Annotated in this window: 17 protein-coding genes; 6 read left to right on the top strand and 11 right to left on the bottom strand. The window is 69.1% G+C overall.

Translation table 11 applies throughout. The features are described from left to right. Positions 1-231 precede the first annotated feature (231 nt). Positions 232-864, bottom strand: coding sequence for a hypothetical protein (locus AC4GY7_RS03925; RefSeq protein ID WP_491112108.1), 633 nt, complete (start codon positions 862-864; stop codon positions 232-234). A 241-nt stretch (positions 865-1,105) separates the two neighbouring features. Between AC4GY7_RS03925 and ychF the strand changes: the two genes are divergently transcribed. The 3 genes from ychF to AC4GY7_RS03910 all read left to right on the top strand — a co-directional run bounded on the left by ychF (position 1,106) and on the right by AC4GY7_RS03910 (position 4,321). Next, a complete protein-coding gene (gene ychF / locus AC4GY7_RS03920; RefSeq protein ID WP_443585297.1) occupies positions 1,106-2,206 on the top strand; it encodes a redox-regulated ATPase YchF in 1,101 nt (366 codons plus the stop codon). 346 nt (positions 2,207-2,552) lie between these two features. Further along, complete coding sequence (locus AC4GY7_RS03915; RefSeq protein WP_491112107.1) at positions 2,553-3,863, top strand: alkaline phosphatase family protein; 1,311 nt, start codon at positions 2,553-2,555, stop codon at positions 3,861-3,863. Between the two features lie 11 nt (positions 3,864-3,874). Beyond that, entirely contained in the window at positions 3,875-4,321 is a 447-nt protein-coding gene (locus tag AC4GY7_RS03910) for a MaoC family dehydratase (protein WP_491112106.1), read from the top strand. A 48-nt stretch (positions 4,322-4,369) separates the two neighbouring features. Here AC4GY7_RS03910 and AC4GY7_RS03905 read toward each other — a convergent pair whose 3' ends face one another. From AC4GY7_RS03905 to AC4GY7_RS03890, 4 genes are all read right to left on the bottom strand, one after another. Then, positions 4,370-5,038 (bottom strand): hypothetical protein, encoded by a 669-nt coding sequence (locus tag AC4GY7_RS03905; protein ID WP_491112105.1) that lies wholly within the window; start codon positions 5,036-5,038, stop codon positions 4,370-4,372. A 99-nt stretch (positions 5,039-5,137) separates the two neighbouring features. After that, on the bottom strand, positions 5,138-5,668 hold the full coding sequence (locus AC4GY7_RS03900; RefSeq protein WP_443585293.1) for an adenine phosphoribosyltransferase: 531 nt from the start codon (positions 5,666-5,668) through the stop codon (positions 5,138-5,140). A 72-nt stretch (positions 5,669-5,740) separates the two neighbouring features. Next, complete coding sequence (locus AC4GY7_RS03895) at positions 5,741-8,971, bottom strand: efflux RND transporter permease subunit (protein ID WP_491112104.1); 3,231 nt, start codon at positions 8,969-8,971, stop codon at positions 5,741-5,743. A gap of 12 nt (positions 8,972-8,983) precedes the next feature. Continuing rightward, entirely contained in the window at positions 8,984-10,171 is a 1,188-nt protein-coding gene (locus tag AC4GY7_RS03890) for an efflux RND transporter periplasmic adaptor subunit (protein ID WP_491112103.1), read from the bottom strand. A gap of 214 nt (positions 10,172-10,385) precedes the next feature. Between AC4GY7_RS03890 and AC4GY7_RS03885 the strand changes: the two genes are divergently transcribed. Next, complete coding sequence (locus tag AC4GY7_RS03885) at positions 10,386-11,108, top strand: SIMPL domain-containing protein (protein ID WP_491112102.1); 723 nt, start codon at positions 10,386-10,388, stop codon at positions 11,106-11,108. A 63-nt stretch (positions 11,109-11,171) separates the two neighbouring features. Here AC4GY7_RS03885 and AC4GY7_RS03880 read toward each other — a convergent pair whose 3' ends face one another. The 3 genes from AC4GY7_RS03880 to AC4GY7_RS03870 all read right to left on the bottom strand — a co-directional run bounded on the left by AC4GY7_RS03880 (position 11,172) and on the right by AC4GY7_RS03870 (position 12,166). Further along, positions 11,172-11,429 (bottom strand): GlsB/YeaQ/YmgE family stress response membrane protein, encoded by a 258-nt coding sequence (locus tag AC4GY7_RS03880; RefSeq protein ID WP_017979892.1) that lies wholly within the window; start codon positions 11,427-11,429, stop codon positions 11,172-11,174. A gap of 106 nt (positions 11,430-11,535) precedes the next feature. Continuing rightward, positions 11,536-11,835 (bottom strand): CtrA inhibitor SciP, encoded by a 300-nt coding sequence (sciP, locus tag AC4GY7_RS03875; RefSeq protein WP_140872437.1) that lies wholly within the window; start codon positions 11,833-11,835, stop codon positions 11,536-11,538. A gap of 103 nt (positions 11,836-11,938) precedes the next feature. After that, on the bottom strand, positions 11,939-12,166 hold the full coding sequence (locus tag AC4GY7_RS03870) for a hypothetical protein (RefSeq protein ID WP_443585289.1): 228 nt from the start codon (positions 12,164-12,166) through the stop codon (positions 11,939-11,941). A 137-nt stretch (positions 12,167-12,303) separates the two neighbouring features. Here AC4GY7_RS03870 and mnmA point away from each other — a divergent pair, with 137 nt between their 5' ends. Together mnmA and AC4GY7_RS03860 are read left to right on the top strand one after the other, a co-directional pair. Continuing rightward, a complete protein-coding gene (mnmA, locus tag AC4GY7_RS03865) occupies positions 12,304-13,416 on the top strand; it encodes a tRNA 2-thiouridine(34) synthase MnmA (RefSeq protein ID WP_491112101.1) in 1,113 nt (370 codons plus the stop codon). Next, positions 13,413-13,670 (top strand): UvrB/UvrC motif-containing protein, encoded by a 258-nt coding sequence (locus AC4GY7_RS03860; RefSeq protein ID WP_491112100.1) that lies wholly within the window; start codon positions 13,413-13,415, stop codon positions 13,668-13,670. The genes mnmA and AC4GY7_RS03860 overlap by 4 nt, the downstream gene beginning before the upstream one ends. Positions 13,671-13,864: 194 nt before the next feature. Here AC4GY7_RS03860 and AC4GY7_RS03855 read toward each other — a convergent pair whose 3' ends face one another. The 3 genes from AC4GY7_RS03855 to pdxH are packed head-to-tail and all read right to left on the bottom strand — an operon-like array spanning position 13,865 to position 16,204. Beyond that, positions 13,865-14,659 (bottom strand): PhzF family phenazine biosynthesis protein, encoded by a 795-nt coding sequence (locus tag AC4GY7_RS03855; RefSeq protein WP_491112099.1) that lies wholly within the window; start codon positions 14,657-14,659, stop codon positions 13,865-13,867. 10 nt (positions 14,660-14,669) lie between these two features. After that, the gene (locus AC4GY7_RS03850) at positions 14,670-15,617 is read right to left on the bottom strand and encodes a cation diffusion facilitator family transporter (protein ID WP_491112098.1); all 948 of its coding nucleotides are present in this window, start codon (positions 15,615-15,617) and stop codon (positions 14,670-14,672) included. Next, positions 15,614-16,204, bottom strand: coding sequence for a pyridoxamine 5'-phosphate oxidase (gene pdxH / locus AC4GY7_RS03845; RefSeq protein WP_491112097.1), 591 nt, complete (start codon positions 16,202-16,204; stop codon positions 15,614-15,616). Before pdxH ends, AC4GY7_RS03850 begins: the two co-directional genes overlap by 4 nt. Between the last annotated feature and the right edge of the window lie 183 nt (positions 16,205-16,387).

The raw sequence follows: 16,387 nt of genomic DNA, 5'->3' as shown, positions 1-16,387 counted from the left end.
GGATGAGGGTTCACGCGGAGGCGCGGAGGCGCTGAGGTGTTTCGCTTGTTGAAGGCGCTGCCCTTCCCTCGCAGGCGACGAAGTTCTGACGGCGCTGCGCGCGGGGCTGGGTGGCCTGCCGCCTAGGGTTCGAACCGTTCTTTCCCAGCCCTCGTGCCGAGCGGGTCGAAGCACAGGTGAGGCTCGACGGCTCCGGGCGGCCCCCGCGCGTCGCGCGGTGTCACCGCAGCCCTAGAAGCGGTGGCCGAGCACCAGGTTGACGACCGGGTTCAGCGGGCTGCCGATCGCATTGCGTTGGGCGCGGGTCTGGCGGGCGATGTCGGCGGCGTCGTTATAGGCGCGGCCCTTCATCGCGCCGATCTCGACGCCGACGCTGGTGTCGGGATCGATCCGGTCGGCATAGCCCATCGTCAGCGCCGGGCTGCGCCGCATCGTCGTCTTCAGGCCGGGGATGTTAAGCCGCCGCTGCGTCGGCAGCATGCCGTGCATCGACACTTCCATGGCGCGCGGGTTGAACAGGCGGGTGCCGGCGGACAGGTGGAAGCCATGGTCGCCGGCCGGGAAGAAATCGATCATCTGGCCGACGACGCGCGAATGCAGCCGGTCGCGCGGCCCCGCAGCCGTGGATTCCACCGTCAGGCGCAGGCGCAGCCGGCTGACCAGACGGGTCGAGCGCTCCACCGATCCGCCGACCGCGACCGGCGACAGGGTGAGCGGCAAGGGCGCACGTGGCGCTGCGGCCGCTGGCGCCGGCAGGATCGGCGCGACGGCCGCAGCAGGCACGGGCGCGACCTGCGCCGCGGCGGCGGCCGCCATGCTGGTCGACGCCATCGCCGCCAGTCCCGCTGCCTGCCGCCACGACATTCGCATATCGCATCCCCCCGTCGCAGCGGCCCTGCCCTCGCGCCCGTCACCCCACGTGCGCATCCGCTGCATGACGAAAGACGACACGCGCCCGATCAAGGCGCAATTGTGGCAGCGCCGATTGCGACGATGCGTGGCTTTCCGTCGTCCAAGCGAGGTGGCGGCGGAAGCGCTGGCCAAGCGGGGCGGGCTTGGCTAAGGGCGGCGGCTTCGATCTCCACTCGCGAACAGAGCACAGGCCATGGGTTTCCGCTGCGGTATCGTGGGCCTGCCGAACGTCGGCAAGTCCACCCTTTTCAACGCGCTGACCGAAACGGCAGCGGCGCAGGCGGCCAATTACCCGTTCTGCACGATCGAGCCGAACGTCGGCAACGTCGCGGTGCCCGACCCGCGGCTTTACACGCTGGCGGAGATCGCCGGATCGGCGAAGGTCATCGAGACGCAGCTCGCCTTCGTCGATATCGCCGGGCTGGTGCGCGGTGCATCCAAGGGCGAGGGCCTGGGCAACCAATTCCTGGGCAATATCCGCGAGGTGGATGCGATCGTCCACGTGCTGCGCTGTTTCGAAAACGGCGACGTGACGCACGTCGAGGGCAAGGTGGATCCGATCGCCGATGCCGAGACGGTCGAGACCGAGCTGATGCTGTCCGACCTCGAAAGCCTCGAAAAGCGCGTCCCCAATCTCGTCAAGAAGGGGCAGCAGGGCGACAAGGAGGCGAAGATCGGCGCGAGCGTGCTCGGCCAGGCGCTGGAACTGCTGCGCGAGGGCAAGCCGGCGCGGCTGACCCAGCCCAAGGATGCCGAGGAGGCGCGCGTGTTCGCCCAGGCGCAGCTCATCACGGCCAAGCCGGTGCTCTACGTCTGCAACGTCGACGAGGGCGATGCGGCGAACGGCAATGCGCTGTCGGCGCGGGTGTTCGACAAGGCCAGAGCGGAGGGTGCCGAGGCGGTGGTGGTCTCGGCCGCGATCGAGGCGGAGATCGCGACGATGCCGCCCGAGGACCGGACCGAGTTCCTCAGCGAGCTGGGGCTTGCCGAAACCGGGCTCGCCCGCGTCATCACCGCCGGGTACAGGCTGCTGAAACTGCTGACCTTCTTCACCGTGGGGCCGAAGGAGGCGCGCGCCTGGACGGTGCATGCCGGCGCCAAGGCGCCGCAGGCCGCCGGCGAAATCCATACCGATTTCGAGCGCGGCTTCATCCGCGCCGAAACCATCGCCTATGACGATTACGTCGCCTGCAAGGGCGAAGCCGGCGCGCGCGAGACGGGCAAGCTGCGCCAGGAGGGCAAGGAATATGTCGTCCACGACGGCGATGTGATGCTGTTCCGGTTCAACGTTTGACGGTGCGGTTCCGGTAACGGGCTATCGCCTATGGGTGCCTGATCCGAGGCGGTGTTCTCTCATCCTCGTCATGCCGGGCTTGTTCCGGCATCCACCGTGCCGCACACCCATGCGCTGTTGGTTTTGCGGCACGGTGGACCCCGGAACGAGTCCGGGGTGACGGAGAATATTGGGATGGCGTGCCCCCTTACCCGAGCCCGGCAGCCGTCCCAGCCATAGGCGATAGCCCTGCCCGGACCGGGGAGAGGGAGGATGCACCGGCTTTCTCGCCGCACCGCCGCTTGTGGCAGTCACCCTGTCCCGCGTAGAGGTCGCTCGCCCTCTCCTCGTTCGGGACGATTCCCTCGTGAGATTCCTTGCCCTCGCCGCCTGTGCGCTCTCACTTACGGGTTGCGCCCTGCCCTATACGCCTGCGGCCCTGTCCCCCGTCACGCAGGTGGCGCCGCCTGCCACCGGGGCGGTGCTGCCCGTCGCTGTACCGATGGCTGCCAGTGCGCCGGTCACGATCCTCGTGTCCATCGACGGGTTCCGGCCCGACTACCTCGATCGCGGGGTGACGCCGAACCTGTCGGCGCTGGCGGCGAACGGGGTGTCGGCGTCGATGCGCCCCTCCTTCCCGTCCGTCACCTTTCCCAATCACTGGACGCTGGTGACCGGCAAGGTGCCCGACCACCACGGCATCGTCGGCAACAGCATGGAGGACCCGGCGCGGCCCGGCGAAACCTTCACCATGGCGAACGACGATCCGTTCTGGTGGAACGCGGCCGAACCGATCTGGGTGACGGCGGAAAAGGCGGGCGTGCGGACGGCGACGATGTTCTGGCCGGGCGCCAATGTCGGCTGGGGTGGCACGCTGATCCCCGACAGCCATGGCGCGGTGCGCGGCGCGACCCGGCCGGAGGACTGGCAGCAGTTCAACCAGGCGGTGACCGGGGCGCAGCGCGTCGATGCGGTGATCGACTGGATGCGCCGGCCGGCGGCGACGCGGCCGCGCTTCGTCACGCTCTATTTCGACACGGTCGACAGCGCCGGCCACGCGCATGGGCCGCAATCGCCCGAGGTGACGCAGGCGGTCGCCGACGTCGACGTGCAGATCGGCCGCCTGGTGGCGGGGCTGCGCGGCCTGAACCAGCCGGCGAACCTCGTCATCGTCGCCGATCACGGCATGTCCGCGACCAGCAGCGACCGCGTCATCGTGATGGACCGGATCGCCGACCCCGCCGACTATCGCCCGCTCAACAGCGGCCCCTATATGGGCCTCTACCCCTTGGCCGGGCATGAGGCCGCGCTGGCGGCGGCGCTGCTGAAGCCGCAGGCGCACATGCAATGCTGGCGCAAGAGCGCGATCCCGGCGCGGTTCCGCTACGGCACCAACCCGCGCGTCCCGCCCTATATCTGCCTTGCCGAACCGGGCTGGATGATCGCCAAGACCGCCTCGTCCAAGGCGTTCAGCGGCGGCGCCCACGGCTATGACAACCGGGCGCCGGACATGGCGGCGCTGTTCATCGCCAACGGGCCGGCATTCCCGGCGGGCAAGCGGCTGGCGAGCTTCGACAATGTCGACATCAACCCGCTGCTGCGCGACCTGATCGGGCTGGCGCCCGGCACGGGACTGGATGGCGACGACACCCCGTTCCGGCAGGTGCTCAAGCGATAGGAGAGGCACGGATGCAGTATTTCGAGGATATCGAGGTCGGGTCGACGGCGCGCTTCGGCGACTATGCGGTGACCCGTGACGAGGTGGTCGCCTTTGCCGAGAAATACGATCCGCAGCCGTTTCACCTGTCCGACGAGGCGGCGGCGACGACCTATTTCGGGCGGCTGTCGGCAAGCGGCTGGCATACCTGCGCGATGACGATGGCGATGCTGGTCGCGCATCTGAAGGCGAACCGACAGGCGGGACTGGGATCGCCGGGCATCGACGAATTGCGCTGGCTGAAGCCGGTCTATCCCGGCGACCGGCTGCGCTGCGAAAGCGAGGTGCTGGAGAAGCGCCGCTCCGCCAGCCGGCCGGAGATGGGGATCTTCAAGAGCCGGATGGCGGTGTTCAACCAGGACGACGAGATGGTGATGACGTTCGTGTCGAACGGGCTGATCGCGACGCGCGAACGGTGAGGCAGCCTCCACCCCGGCGGGAACCGGGGTGGATACGATGATTGGGCGTCAGCGCGGGCCGCGGCCGCCGCCGCGGTTGCCGCCGCCGCGATTGCCGCCCCAGCCGCCGCGGTTACCGCCCCAGTTGCGGCCGCCGCCGCCCCAGCTGCGCTGGCCGGGCGTCGCCTGCGGCGTCGTAGCGCCGGGCGTCGGCGCGGGCTGACCGGAGAGGCCCTGGCGGTTGCCGCGCCAATTGCCCCGGCCGCTCCCCCGGTCGCCGTCGCCGCGCCAGTTGCCGCGATTGCCGTTCCAGCCCTGGCCCGGGACACGGCCGGGATTGCCGTTGCCGCGGATGCCGTCACTGCGGCGATCGAAGCCGTTCCAGTCGTTGCGGAAGTTGCGATCGCCGCGCCAGGCGTTGCGACGCCCTTCCCAATAGCGGCGCTGGCCGTCGTTCCAGCGATAGGGCCGGCGGTATTGATCGTAGACGTAGATGCCGGTGCCCGGATAATAATAATTGCCGTACCAGCCGAAATAGCTGGGATAGCCGCCATAGCCGTAGCCGCCGTAATAGGGGTCGGCATAGCCATAGCCGTCGCCATAATAACCGCCGCCGCCATAGCCGACCGCGACGCCGCTATAGCCATACCCATCGGTGCAGGCCGCGGTGCCGAGGCCGGCGCCGAGGATCAGCCCCAGCAGGGCGAGACGCTTTGCGGCCAAACGCTTGAGGAACATGATGCTCTCCTGAGTCCCATACGGGCGCGAGCATGATGGCCAGGACGCGCCGGTTCGTCGTTCAACGAGGGCGGATCATCGCAGGTTCCGGCTGAACCATTAATGACCGGCGAAGGATAGCAGCGCATCGACGCGGATGCCGTCGGCGCGCAACGCCGCGGCACCGCCGAGGTCGGGCAGGTCGATGACGAACTGCGCCTGCTCCACCGCGGCACCCGCCTTGCGCAGCAGGCGCACCGCAGCGCGCGCGGTGCCGCCGGTGGCGATCAGATCGTCGACCAGCAGCACGCGCTGGCCGGGCACCAGCGCATCCTCGTGCATGGCGATCCGGTCCTCGCCATATTCCAGCGCATAATCCTCGGCGATGGTCGCGCCGGGCAGCTTGCCGTCCTTGCGGATCAGCAGCACGCCGGCGTTCAGCGGCACCGCGAGCGCGGCGGCGAACAGGAAGCCGCGCGCCTCGATCCCGGCGACGAGGTCGACCGGACCTTGCGTCGCGGCGACCATCCGCTCGACGGTGGCGGCGAGGCCGGCAGGATCGAGCAGCAGCGTGGTGATGTCGCGGAACTGGATGCCGGGCTTCGGAAAGTCCGGGATCGTGCGGATCAGCGCCTTCAGATCGTCGTTCATCCCCGCGCTGTCGCGTGATGCGGGCGCGGGGTCAACCGCCATCCCGGCCGGCACCGGGATGGCGGGCGATCGCTATTCCGCCGGCTGCGCGCCGCCCTCGTCGTGGCCGAGGCGGCCGGGGACCGGGCCGAGCGTCGGCTGGTTGGGGCCGGCGATCCCGACCACGGTGCTGCCGTCGTCGCCCGGGCGATAGGTGAGCAGGCGCCGGCCGAGCCGCGGCCCGACGTAGCGCTCGACCCCCACCGCCAGGCTGAACGCCGCCGGCACGATCACCAGCGTCAGCAGGGTGGAGAGGATGAGGCCGCCGATCACGACGATGCCCATCGGCGCGCGCCACGATCCGTCGCCGCCCAGCGACAGCGCGGTCGGGATCATGCCGGCGACCATCGCGACGGTGGTCATTACGATCGGCTGCGCGCGCTTGTGCCCGGCGTCGATGATCGCGGTCAGCGTGTCGACGCCCTTGTTCATCTCCTCCAGCGCGAAATCGATCAGCAGGATCGAATTCTTGGCGACGATGCCCAGCAGCATGAGCAGGCCGATGAACACGGGCAGCGACAAGGGATTGCCGGTCGCCCACAGCGCCAGCAGTCCGCCGAGCGGCGCGAGCAGCAGCGAGGCCATGTTGACGAACGGCGGCAGCGCGCGGCGATAGAGCAGCACCAGCACCGCAAAGACGAGGAAGGTGCCCGAGATGACGGCGATGACGAAGTTCTTCAGCATCTCCGCCTGCCACTTCGCCTGCCCCAGCGTCAGCTTGTTCACGCCCAGTGGCAGGTTCTTCATGATCGGCAGGTTGTCGATCTGCTTCTGCGCGACGCCCGAGACGACGCCGGGCGCGAGGTCCGCACCCACCGCGATGCGGCGCTGCTGGTTGACGCGATCGATCTGGGTCGGCCCGGAACCCAGGCTGATATCGGCGATGAGGTTCAGCGGCACCGATCCGCCCGACTGGGTCGCGACGGGCAGGTTCTGGATCGTCGACAATTCCGTCCGCGCGCCCTGATCGAGCGCGACGCGGATCGGCACCTGCCGGTCGGAGAGCGAGAAGCGCGCCGAATTCTGGTCGATATCGCCCAGCGTCGCGATGCGGATCGCGCTGGAAAGCGCCTGCGTCGTCACGCCCAGATTGGCGGCGAGGTCGAAGCGCGGCTTGATGACGATCTCCGGCCGCTGGAGGTTGCCAGAGATGCGCGGCTGGGTGAGCATCGGCAGCCTCGCCATCTGGTCGACCAGCGTGTTGGCGGTCTTCTGGAGCAGCGCCGGATCGTCGCCGCCCAGCACCACCGTCATGTCGCGGCCCGAGGATCCCCAGCCGAACTGCGAGCGGAAGCCGACGCGGGCGTCCGGAATGCTGGCGAGCTGCGGCGCGAGGTTGCGTTCGAATTCGGTGCTGGTGACGGTGCGATCGTCCTTCAGTGTCGCCGACACGCGGCCGGTGTTGACCGCGCCATTCGAGCCGGTGCGCGCGTAGACGGAGGCGACCTCCGGCTGGCGGCGCAGCAGGTCGGCGACGCGCGTCACCACCGCATCGGTCTGCGCGAGCGTCGCGCCCGGCACCATCTCGATCGTCGCGGTCGAATTGTCGCTGTTTTCCGGCGGCTGGAACTGCATCGGCACCACGCCGAACATCACCAGCGTCAGCGCGAAGGCGACGAAGCCCAGCCCCATCACCCACATGCGATGGTCGCGCCAGCGGCTGGTGAAGCGGTGCATGCCGCCGCGCGCCGCGCTCGCCTTTTGCCGGGTGCTGTCGAGCGTCCAGCGCAGCACCGCCATATAGGCGTCCATCAGCCGCCCCTCGCCATGGCTGGCATGGCCGAAGCTCTTGAGGAAATAGGCGGCGATCATCGGGGTGATGAGGCGCGCGACAGCGAGGCTCATCAGCACCGACACGACGACGGTGAGGCCGAAGTTCTGGAAATACTGGCCGGAGATGCCGGGCATCAGGCTGACCGGCATGAACACCGCGACGATCGACATGGTGGTCGCGAGCACGGCGAGGCCGATCTCGTCCGCCGCGTCGATCGAGGCCTGATAGGCCGATTTGCCCATCCGCATGTGCCGGACGATATTCTCGATCTCCACGATCGCGTCGTCGACCAGCACGCCCGCCACCAGGCTCAGGCCCAGCAGCGTCATCTGGTTGAGGTTGAAGCCGAGCAACTCCATGAACCAGAAGGTCGGGATCGCCGACAGCGGGATGGCGAGCGCCGAGATCAGCGTCGCGCGCCAGTCGCGCAGGAACAGGAACACCACCAGCACCGCCAGCACCGCGCCCTCGATCATCGCATGGATCGCGGATTCGTACTGGATCTCGGTATATTTGACGCTGTTCGAGCGCAGGATGAAGTGGACGTTCGGATTGCGCTTCTCCAGCGCCTCCAGTTTCTTCACAGCCTCGTTGAAGACGCTGACGTCGGATGCACCCTTGGCACGCTGGAAATCGAAGCTGATCGCCTGCCGCCCGTCGACCGCGGCGCGGCTGCGCTGTTCGGCATAGAGGTCGCGTACCGTCGCGATATCCGCCAGCCGCACGGTTCGGCCGTTGCCGACGTTGATCTGCGTCTGGGCGAGGTCATTGGCATTGCGGGCGTTGCCGAGCACGCGCACCGACTGTTCCGACCCGGCTATCTCCGCCCGGCCACCGGCGGCGTTGAGGTTGATCTGGCGCAGCTGGGCGTTGACCTGGCTCGCGGTCAGCCCCTGGCTTTGCAGCTTGAGCGGATCGAGGATCACGCGGATCTCGCGGCTGACGCCGCCGTTGCGGTTGACCGCGGCCATGCCGGGGACGGACAGCAGCTCCTTGGTGACGGTGTTGTCGATGTACCAGCTGAGCTGTTCCACCGTCATGTCGCTGGCGATCGCCGAATAGCTGGCGAGATCGTTGTCCGTGGTGTCGGCGCGGAAGATCTGCGGTTCCAGGATGCCTTCGGGCAGGTTGCTGCGGATCTGGGCGATCTTGTCGCGCGTGTCGTTGACGGCGCGGTCGATCGGCGTGCCGATGGCGAGCTGGACGACGGTGGTCGACTGGCCTTCGGTGACCGTCGAGGTGATCTCGTCGATGCCCTGGAGCGAACGCACCGCCGATTCGACGCGGTTCGTCACCTGGTTTTCGAGTTCGGTCGGCGCCGCGCCGGGCTGGCTGATGACGACGATGACGACGGGGAAGTCGATGTCCGGATCGTTGTTCACGTCCATCCGCATGAAGCTGACGATCCCCGCCAGCGTCAGGGCGATGAACAGCACGATCGGCGGCACCGGATTACGGATCGCCCAGGCGGAGATGTTGCGGAAGCTCATGTCGGCTCGCCCCTAGGATGCCTTGGCCATGACCGGCTTGACCTTCTGGCCCGGTGCCAGGAAGCCGCCGGCCGAGCGGACCACGCGCTCGCTGCCGTCCAGGCCGGAGACGACGGTGACGCCCGCGTCCGACACCTGGCCGACCTTGATGTTGCGGCGTTCGACCTTGTCGTCCTTGCCGACGATGTAGACGAAGCTGCCCTTGTCGTCGCTCTGGAGCGCGGCATCGGGCAGCAGCGGCGCGACCGCCGCACCGCCGACGATCGTCGCCGCCGCGAAGCCACCGGGACGCAGCGCCGGATCGTAGCGCAGCGCGATGCGGGCGATGCCCTGCCGCGTCTGCGCATCGATCACCGGCGACACCTGCCACACCTCGCCGGCGAAGCGGCGGTCGCTGCCGACCGGCGTCACCTCGGCCCGCGCGCCGGTGTGCACCGTCGCGAGGTCGGATTCGGCGAGCTGCGCGCGCATCTCGATCTGCCCGTTCTGCGCCATGCGGAACAGGACGCCCGAGCCGGAGCTGACGATCTGGCCCGGCTCGACCTGACGGGTGAGGACCAGGCCGGCGGCCGGCGCGCGGATATCGAGGCGGCCGTTGCGGGCACGCGCCTCGCGCAGGCTGGCGGCGGCGACCTGCACGCGCGCGGCGGCGGCATCGCGGGTGGCGGCCTTGCGTTGCAGATCCGCCTTGGAGATGAAGCCGCGGTCGACCAGCTGCTGCGCACGATCGAGTTCGGCCTGGGCGATCGTCTGGTCGGAGCGGGCGACGGTGACCTGCGCGGCGAGCGATTCGGCGGTCTGCGTCTGCACCGAGCGATCGACGGTGGCGAGCACCTGTCCGGCGTTCACCCACTGGCCGGGCTCGACGAGCACGCGGGTGATCATGCCGCCCTCGCCCGCGACGCCGACCGGCATCTCGCGCCGTGCGGCGAGCGTGCCGTTGGCGGTGAGGGTGCGATCCACCGTCTTGCGGCCGGGGACGACGACGGTGACGGTCGGCATCTGCTCGACCTTGGGACCGGCGGCGGGATCCGCCTTCTTGCGGCCGAACATCGCCCAGGTGACGAGCGCGAGCAGCGCCACGATGACGATCGCGACGACGATCTTGCGGCCGCGGCCCGATGGCGCAGGCTCGCCCGGCAGTGCCAGCCGTTCCCGGCCTGCCGCGTCCTGACCGATCGAGCCCTGATAGTCGTTCATGCCTGTCCCATCCCCGTGCCGGCCGATCCGATGGCCATTGCTCGACTTAGCTGTGTTATCTGAATATATCACCGCGCTCAAGCCCCCGCTGGCGCACGCTGTGGGCCATGCCTGAAAAGGACAGTGTTCGCAACGTTGTCCGGCCGTTCAGCAAGCGTTGTCCTGTCACGGGGCAGAGCAGCGGCGTCATCGTTACGCAACAAGGGAAGATACCATGCGATACTGGACTGTTCTGGCGTTCGTCGCCGTGCCCGCCGCTGCTTCGGCGCAGGTGGCGCCGACCGCGGTCGAGCCGCTGGTCCCGGCGCAGGGCACGGTGTTGGACATCAGTGCGGAGGGGCGGACGACGCGCGTGCCCGATCTCGCGACGATCCGCGCCGGCGTGGTGTCGCAGGCCGCGACCGCGGCGGCGGCGCTGGCCGACAATGCACAGCGCATGGCGCGGGTGACCGCCGCCTTGAAGCGGGCCGGCATCGCCGAGCGCGACATCGCCACCGCCAGCGTCGGGCTCAGCCCGCAATATCGCTACACCGACGGGCAGCCGCCGGCGATCACCGGCTATCAGGCGACCAACACGGTCAGCGTGCGGTTCCGCGATGTCGCGCGGGCGGGAACGGTGCTCGACGCGCTGGTGGCGCAGGGTGCGAACCAGATCGACGGCCCCAACCTGTCGATCGACACGCCCGATGCAGCGTTGGACGAGGCGCGGACGGACGCGGTGAAGCGGGCGCGGGCGCGCGCCGACCTGTATGCCGCGGCGGCGGGAATGAAGGTGGTGCGGCTGATCTCGATCGCCGAGGCGGGGCAGGATGCCGGCGGGCCGGGCCAGCCGCCGATCTTCCTCGCCCGCGCGATGAAGGCGGATGCGCCGACCGCGATCGCGCCCGGCGAAAAGGACGTGACGGTCACCCTCTCCGTCCGCTTCCTGCTGCAATAACGAAAAGGGCCGCCCGGTTGCCCGGGCGGCCCTTCATCGTTCGCGTGACGAAGCGAAAGCGTTTTAGCGCACGCTGCCGCGACGCACCAGGTTGACGATCCCGAGCAGGATCACCGCACCCAGCAGCGACACCAGGAACGACGTGACGTTCAGCGGTGCGTTGTTGATCGAGCCGCCCGAGATGATCAGGCCGCCGATGAACGCGCCGACGATGCCGACGACGATGTTCAGGAAGATGCCCTGCTGTGCATCGGTGCGCATGATGATGCTGGCGAGCCAGCCGATGACGCCGCCGATGATAAGCCAAAGAATGATACCCATAGGTCCCTCCGTTGCGCCCTCCGTGGGCTCTGTGCGGAAAGACTCACAAGGCCGGAATAATGTTCCGTCTGCGTTTCGGTTTTGCGACGTATGGCGTGCCGGCCCCTCAATATTTCTGCTGGCGTTCGTAGAGCGATTTATAGTGCTGGATGCGGGTTACGCGCAGGCCCGGCATGCCCGACCGGTCGATCGCGCGCTGCCAGCCGGCGAATTCCTCGACGGTCAATCCGTAGCGGGCGCACACCTCGTCCACCGTCAGCAATCCGCCGTTGACCGCAGCGACCACCTCCGCCTTGCGGCGCACCACCCAGCGCGTCGTCGACGGCGGCGGCAGCGAGTCCAGCGTCAGCGATTCACCGAGCGGGCCGATGACTTTCGCGGGGCGGATTTTCTGGTTCTCGATCATTACTCAACCTCGATCGGGGCGGGGGCCCCCTCTCAAAACGCGATACTCGTCCCTAGCGGCACGGACTTGAAGATCGGCTGAAACGCCAAGGTAAACAGCCTGTTCACGGTTCCTTCCACTTCGCGAGCAGCGCTGCCGTCGGGCCGTTGAAGGCACCGTCGAGCGGTTGCAGCAACCGGGACGGCTGGCCGATACGGCCGAACCGTGCCTGGGTGACGGCGGTCGGAGACGCCACCTGCCGAGCCGCGATCCCAACCATGAGCACCGCCAGGTCGCTGGGAAGCTGGGTGACTTCCGTATCCCTGTCGAAGCCGGGGAAGCTGAGATCCAACGCTTTCTCACTCGTGTTACTCGTTCGGGAACACGGGCTTAGGCCCAAGGCGGTGAAGGGGGAGTAAAGCGCGCCGCAAGAATATGTGAACCTAGGTTACTTTGCGGTTCCCGCTGCCAGCGCCTATGTAGCGCGGCATGGCAGACGTGGATTTCCAGCTGGGCGGCGAGGCGCGCGCGAAGCGGATCGTGGTGGCGATGTCGGGCGGCGTCGACAGTTCGGTGGTCGCCGCGCTCGCCGCGCAGACCGGCGCGGAGACGATCGGCGTCACGCTCCAGCTCTACGATCATGGCGAGGCGACGGGGCGCAGCGGCAGCTGCTGCGCGGGGCGCGACATCCGCGATGCGCGCGCGGTGTGCGACCGGCTGGGCATTGCGCATTACGTGTTCGACCACGAAAGCCGCTTTCGCGAGACGGTGGTCGATACGTTCGCCGACGCCTATCTCGCCGGGCAGACGCCGATCCCGTGCGTCCAGTGCAACACCGGGCCGAAGTTCACCGACCTGCTGAACCTTTCCCGCGACCTCGGCGCCGATTGCCTGGCGACGGGCCATTACGTGCAGCGGGTGGCAGGACCGGCGGGCGCCGAGCTGCACCGTGGTGCCGATCCGGCGCGCGACCAGAGCTATTTCCTGTTCGCGACGACGCAGGCGCAGCTGGAATATCTCCGCTTCCCCTTGGGTGCGCTGCCCAAGACGCGGGTGCGCGCAATCGCCGCGGAGCTCGGCCTCGGCGTCGCCGCCAAGCCTGACAGCCAGGACATCTGCTTCGTCCCCGACGGCGATTATGCCGGCCTCGTCCGCAAGCTGAGGCCGGAGGCGGATACGGCGGGCGATATCGTCGACCTGTCCGGCAAGACGCTCGGCAGGCACCGCGGCATCATCCACTTCACCGTCGGCCAGCGGCGCGGGCTGGAGATCGGCGGCAGCCCCGAACCGTTGTACGTCGTGCGGGTGGATGCGTCGACGCGGCAGGTGGTGGTCGGCCCGCGCGCGGCACTGGCGGTGGCGGCGGCGCGGATCAACGGGCTGAACTGGATCGGCGGCGACCATCGCGGGCCGCTGACCGCCAAGGTCCGCTCGATGGCGAAGCCGGTGCCGGCGCTGCTCGATGGCGACCGCCTGCTGTTCGACGCGCCCGAATATGGCGTCGCGCCGGGACAGGCGGCGGTGCTCTATGCCGGCGAGCGGGTGCTCGGCGGCGGCTGGATCGCCGCGACCGAACCGGCGCGGGTGGCCGAGGCGGCATGACCGTCTCGATCGCCGCCTTGCAGGCCGAGATGGAGGCTGCGGCGGCGGCGCTCGATTTCGAGACGGCGGGGCGGCTGCGCGACCGGATCAGCCTGTTGCGCAGCGGCGGCGACGCCGATGCCGACCCGGCCGGGCTGGACCGCCAGCAGCCCGGCGCGATGGGCCTCGGCACCAGCCGCCAGCGCGTCGCACCGCCGGACGGCTGGGTGAAGCCGAAGAAGCCCGATCCGATGACCAGGGGCCGGGGGCGGTAGGCTTCACGGAGCCATCCGTGCCGGGCCGCACAGGTGAGACTTGAGCCCCCTGCCCCCATCCCGCCCCTCCGTCATCCCGACGCAAGTCGGGACCCATGGAGGCGGGCGGCCGACGGTGCGCGCCGACGCCGACACACTGGCATCCATGGGTCCCGGCGTTCGCCGGGATGACGGGGGAAGTGAGGGGGAACCCCTTACGGCAGCAGGAACGTGCCCTCGATCACCGTGACGCAGGCGCCGCCCAGGATCACGCGGTCCCCCTCCAGCGCGCAGGTGATGAGCCCGCCGCGGCGGCTCGCCTGATAGGCGGTGAAGCGGTCGCGCCCGAGCTTTTCGGCCCAATAGGGCACCATCACCGCATGGGCGGAGCCGGTGACCGGGTCTTCGGGGATATCGTAATAGGCGGTGAACACGCGGCTGACGATATCCGTCGCCTCGCCCCGTGCCGCCACGATCGCGACGATCGGCCCCAGAGCGGCGAGCGCACGGTCGTCTGGGCGGGCGGCGCGGACCGCGGCCTCGTCGGCGACGATGACCAGCGCATAGCCCTTGTCGTGCCACAGCGTCTCCACCGCCTCGACGCCGAGCGCGGCGACGATCGCGTCCAGCGGCCTGGGCGCCGGCCCCCAGGCGGGCAGCGCCATGCGATAGCGATCGCCCTCGCGTGCCACCTCCAGCACGCCGGCCTGCCGGGTCTGGAAGCGCACCGCGTGGCGGTCCTCGTCCGACGACAGCACGAAATGCCCGCTCGCCAGCGTCGCATGGCCGCACAGCGCCACCTCCGCCGCCGGCGTGAACCAGCGCAGGTCGAAATCCGCCGCATCGCCCTGATGCGGCACGAGGAAGGCCGTCTCGCTCAGATTGTTCTCGGACGCGATGTTCTGCAGCACGGCATCCTCGGGCCATGCCGACAGCGGCATCACCGCGGCGGGATTGCCGCCGAACGCGCGCTCCGCGAAGGCATCGATCTGGGCGAAGGGGATTCTCACGTTGCGAACCTCACAGGCGTTTCCCGAACCAATGGGGGGTGACGTCCGCCTCGACCAGCGGATTGTCGGTATCGACATGGCCTTCCGGGTCGAGGTGGATCAGCACCTCGACCTTGGGGAAGGTGCGGCGCAGGTTGTGCTCCACCGCCTCGACGATGTCGTGCGCCGCGCCGACCGTCAGGTTGCGATCGACCTCCATGTGGAACTGCGCGAAATCGTGGCTGCCCGAGCGGCGCGTGCGGAAATCGTGAATGCCCTTGAGGCCCGGCTGGCGCGCGGCGACGTCGAGGAAGGCGGCGCGCTGGTCCTCCGGCCATTCCTTGTCCATCAGCTGGTCGATCGCGTTGGACGATGCCTGGAACGCGCCCCAGGCGAGCCACAGCGCGATGGCGATGCCGAGCACCGGGTCCGCCTTGTGCAGCCCGACATATTGATCGAGCACCAGCGCCAGGATCACCGAGCCGTTGAGCAGCACGTCCGACTGGTAATGGACGTTGTCCGCCATGATCGCGACCGATCCGGTCTGGCGGATGATGCTGCGCTGGTACCAGAGCAGCACCACCGTCGCGAGGATGGCGACGATCGACACGGTGATGCCGAAATCGGCGTCGGCGGTCGGCCCGTTCTGCCCCAGCGCCACGATCGCGCGCCAGGCGATGGCGCCGGCCGAGGCAGTGATGAGCGCGACCTGGAACAGCGCCGCCAGCGCCTCCGCCTTGCCATGGCCGAAGCGGTGGTCGTGATCGGCCGGCGTCGCGGCGAGGCGCACGCCGTACAGCGTCACCAGGCTGGCGAGCAGGTCGAGCGCGGTGTCGGCGAGGCTGCCCAGCATCGCCACCGACCCGGTCTGCCACGCGGCGAAGCTCTTGAGCGCGAGCAGGAAGCACGCCATCGCCACACTGGCGAGCGCGGCGCGCGTCGCCAGCGGCAGAAACCGGCGCTGTTCGTCGCGGGTCATGGGTAGAGCAATCCTTCGGCCCAGCCGTCACCCCCATGTTCGCCGGTGCGGGTGAACAGCCGCCGTTCGTGCAGGCGGTGCGCGCGGTCCTGCCAGAATTCGATGGCGTGCGGCGTCACGCGATAGCCGCCCCAATGCGGCGGCCGCGGCACGTCGCCGCCATCGAACCGCGCCTTGGCCGCTGCGAACCGTTCCTCGAAGGTCGCACGCGCAGCGAGGGGGCGCGACTGGTCGGACGCCCAGGCGCCGAGCTGCGAATCGCGGCCGCGGCTGGCGAAATAGGCATCCGATTCGGCGTCGGTCGCCCATTGCACCGCGCCTTCGATCCGCACCTGGCGGCGCAGCGACTTCCAGTGGAACAGCAGCGCCGCCTTGGGCACCGCGGCCAGATCGGCCGCCTTGCGGCTTTCGCGGTTGGTGTAGAAGACGAAGCCGTCGGGGCCATGGCCCTTCAGCAGCACCATCCGCACCGACGGTTGCCCCGCGGCATCGACGGTGGCGAGCGCCATCGCATTGGGATCGTTGGGCTCGCTGTCCCGCGCCTCCGCGTACCAGGCATCGAACAGAGCGAAAGGATCGTCGGCCATGACCGGGTCCTTAGCGCAAATGCCCTGCCTGTCACAGTCCTCCCCCGCCAGGGGGAGGTGGCGCCGCGAAGCGGTGACGGAGGGGGAGGTCAGCTGCGAACGTCATGCTTGTGGCACCGCCCCTCCACCACTCGCCTTCGGCGAGCGGTCCCCCTCCCCGTGCCGGGGAGGAATTGGCGGAAC

The organism is Sphingomonas sp. SP5 (assembly GCF_058313455.1).
The sequence above is the reverse complement of the archived record's forward strand: the minus strand, read 5'-3'. Positions and strand labels throughout refer to the sequence as shown.

Coding starts and splice junctions, on each gene's coding strand:
- AC4GY7_RS03925 (WP_491112108.1), bottom strand. CDS start 864: ATGTCGTGGCGGCAGGCAGCGGGACTGGCGGCGATGGCGTCGACCAGC.
- ychF (WP_443585297.1), top strand. CDS start 1,106: ATGGGTTTCCGCTGCGGTATCGTGGGCCTGCCGAACGTCGGCAAGTCC.
- AC4GY7_RS03910 (WP_491112106.1), top strand. CDS start 3,875: ATGCAGTATTTCGAGGATATCGAGGTCGGGTCGACGGCGCGCTTCGGC.
- AC4GY7_RS03905 (WP_491112105.1), bottom strand. CDS start 5,038: ATGTTCCTCAAGCGTTTGGCCGCAAAGCGTCTCGCCCTGCTGGGGCTG.
- AC4GY7_RS03900 (WP_443585293.1), bottom strand. CDS start 5,668: ATGAACGACGATCTGAAGGCGCTGATCCGCACGATCCCGGACTTTCCG.
- AC4GY7_RS03895 (WP_491112104.1), bottom strand. CDS start 8,971: ATGAGCTTCCGCAACATCTCCGCCTGGGCGATCCGTAATCCGGTGCCG.
- AC4GY7_RS03890 (WP_491112103.1), bottom strand. CDS start 10,171: ATGAACGACTATCAGGGCTCGATCGGTCAGGACGCGGCAGGCCGGGAA.
- AC4GY7_RS03885 (WP_491112102.1), top strand. CDS start 10,386: ATGCGATACTGGACTGTTCTGGCGTTCGTCGCCGTGCCCGCCGCTGCT.
- AC4GY7_RS03880 (WP_017979892.1), bottom strand. CDS start 11,429: ATGGGTATCATTCTTTGGCTTATCATCGGCGGCGTCATCGGCTGGCTC.
- sciP (WP_140872437.1), bottom strand. CDS start 11,835: ATGATCGAGAACCAGAAAATCCGCCCCGCGAAAGTCATCGGCCCGCTC.
- mnmA (WP_491112101.1), top strand. CDS start 12,304: ATGGCAGACGTGGATTTCCAGCTGGGCGGCGAGGCGCGCGCGAAGCGG.
- AC4GY7_RS03860 (WP_491112100.1), top strand. CDS start 13,413: ATGACCGTCTCGATCGCCGCCTTGCAGGCCGAGATGGAGGCTGCGGCG.
- AC4GY7_RS03850 (WP_491112098.1), bottom strand. CDS start 15,617: ATGACCCGCGACGAACAGCGCCGGTTTCTGCCGCTGGCGACGCGCGCC.
- pdxH (WP_491112097.1), bottom strand. CDS start 16,204: ATGGCCGACGATCCTTTCGCTCTGTTCGATGCCTGGTACGCGGAGGCG.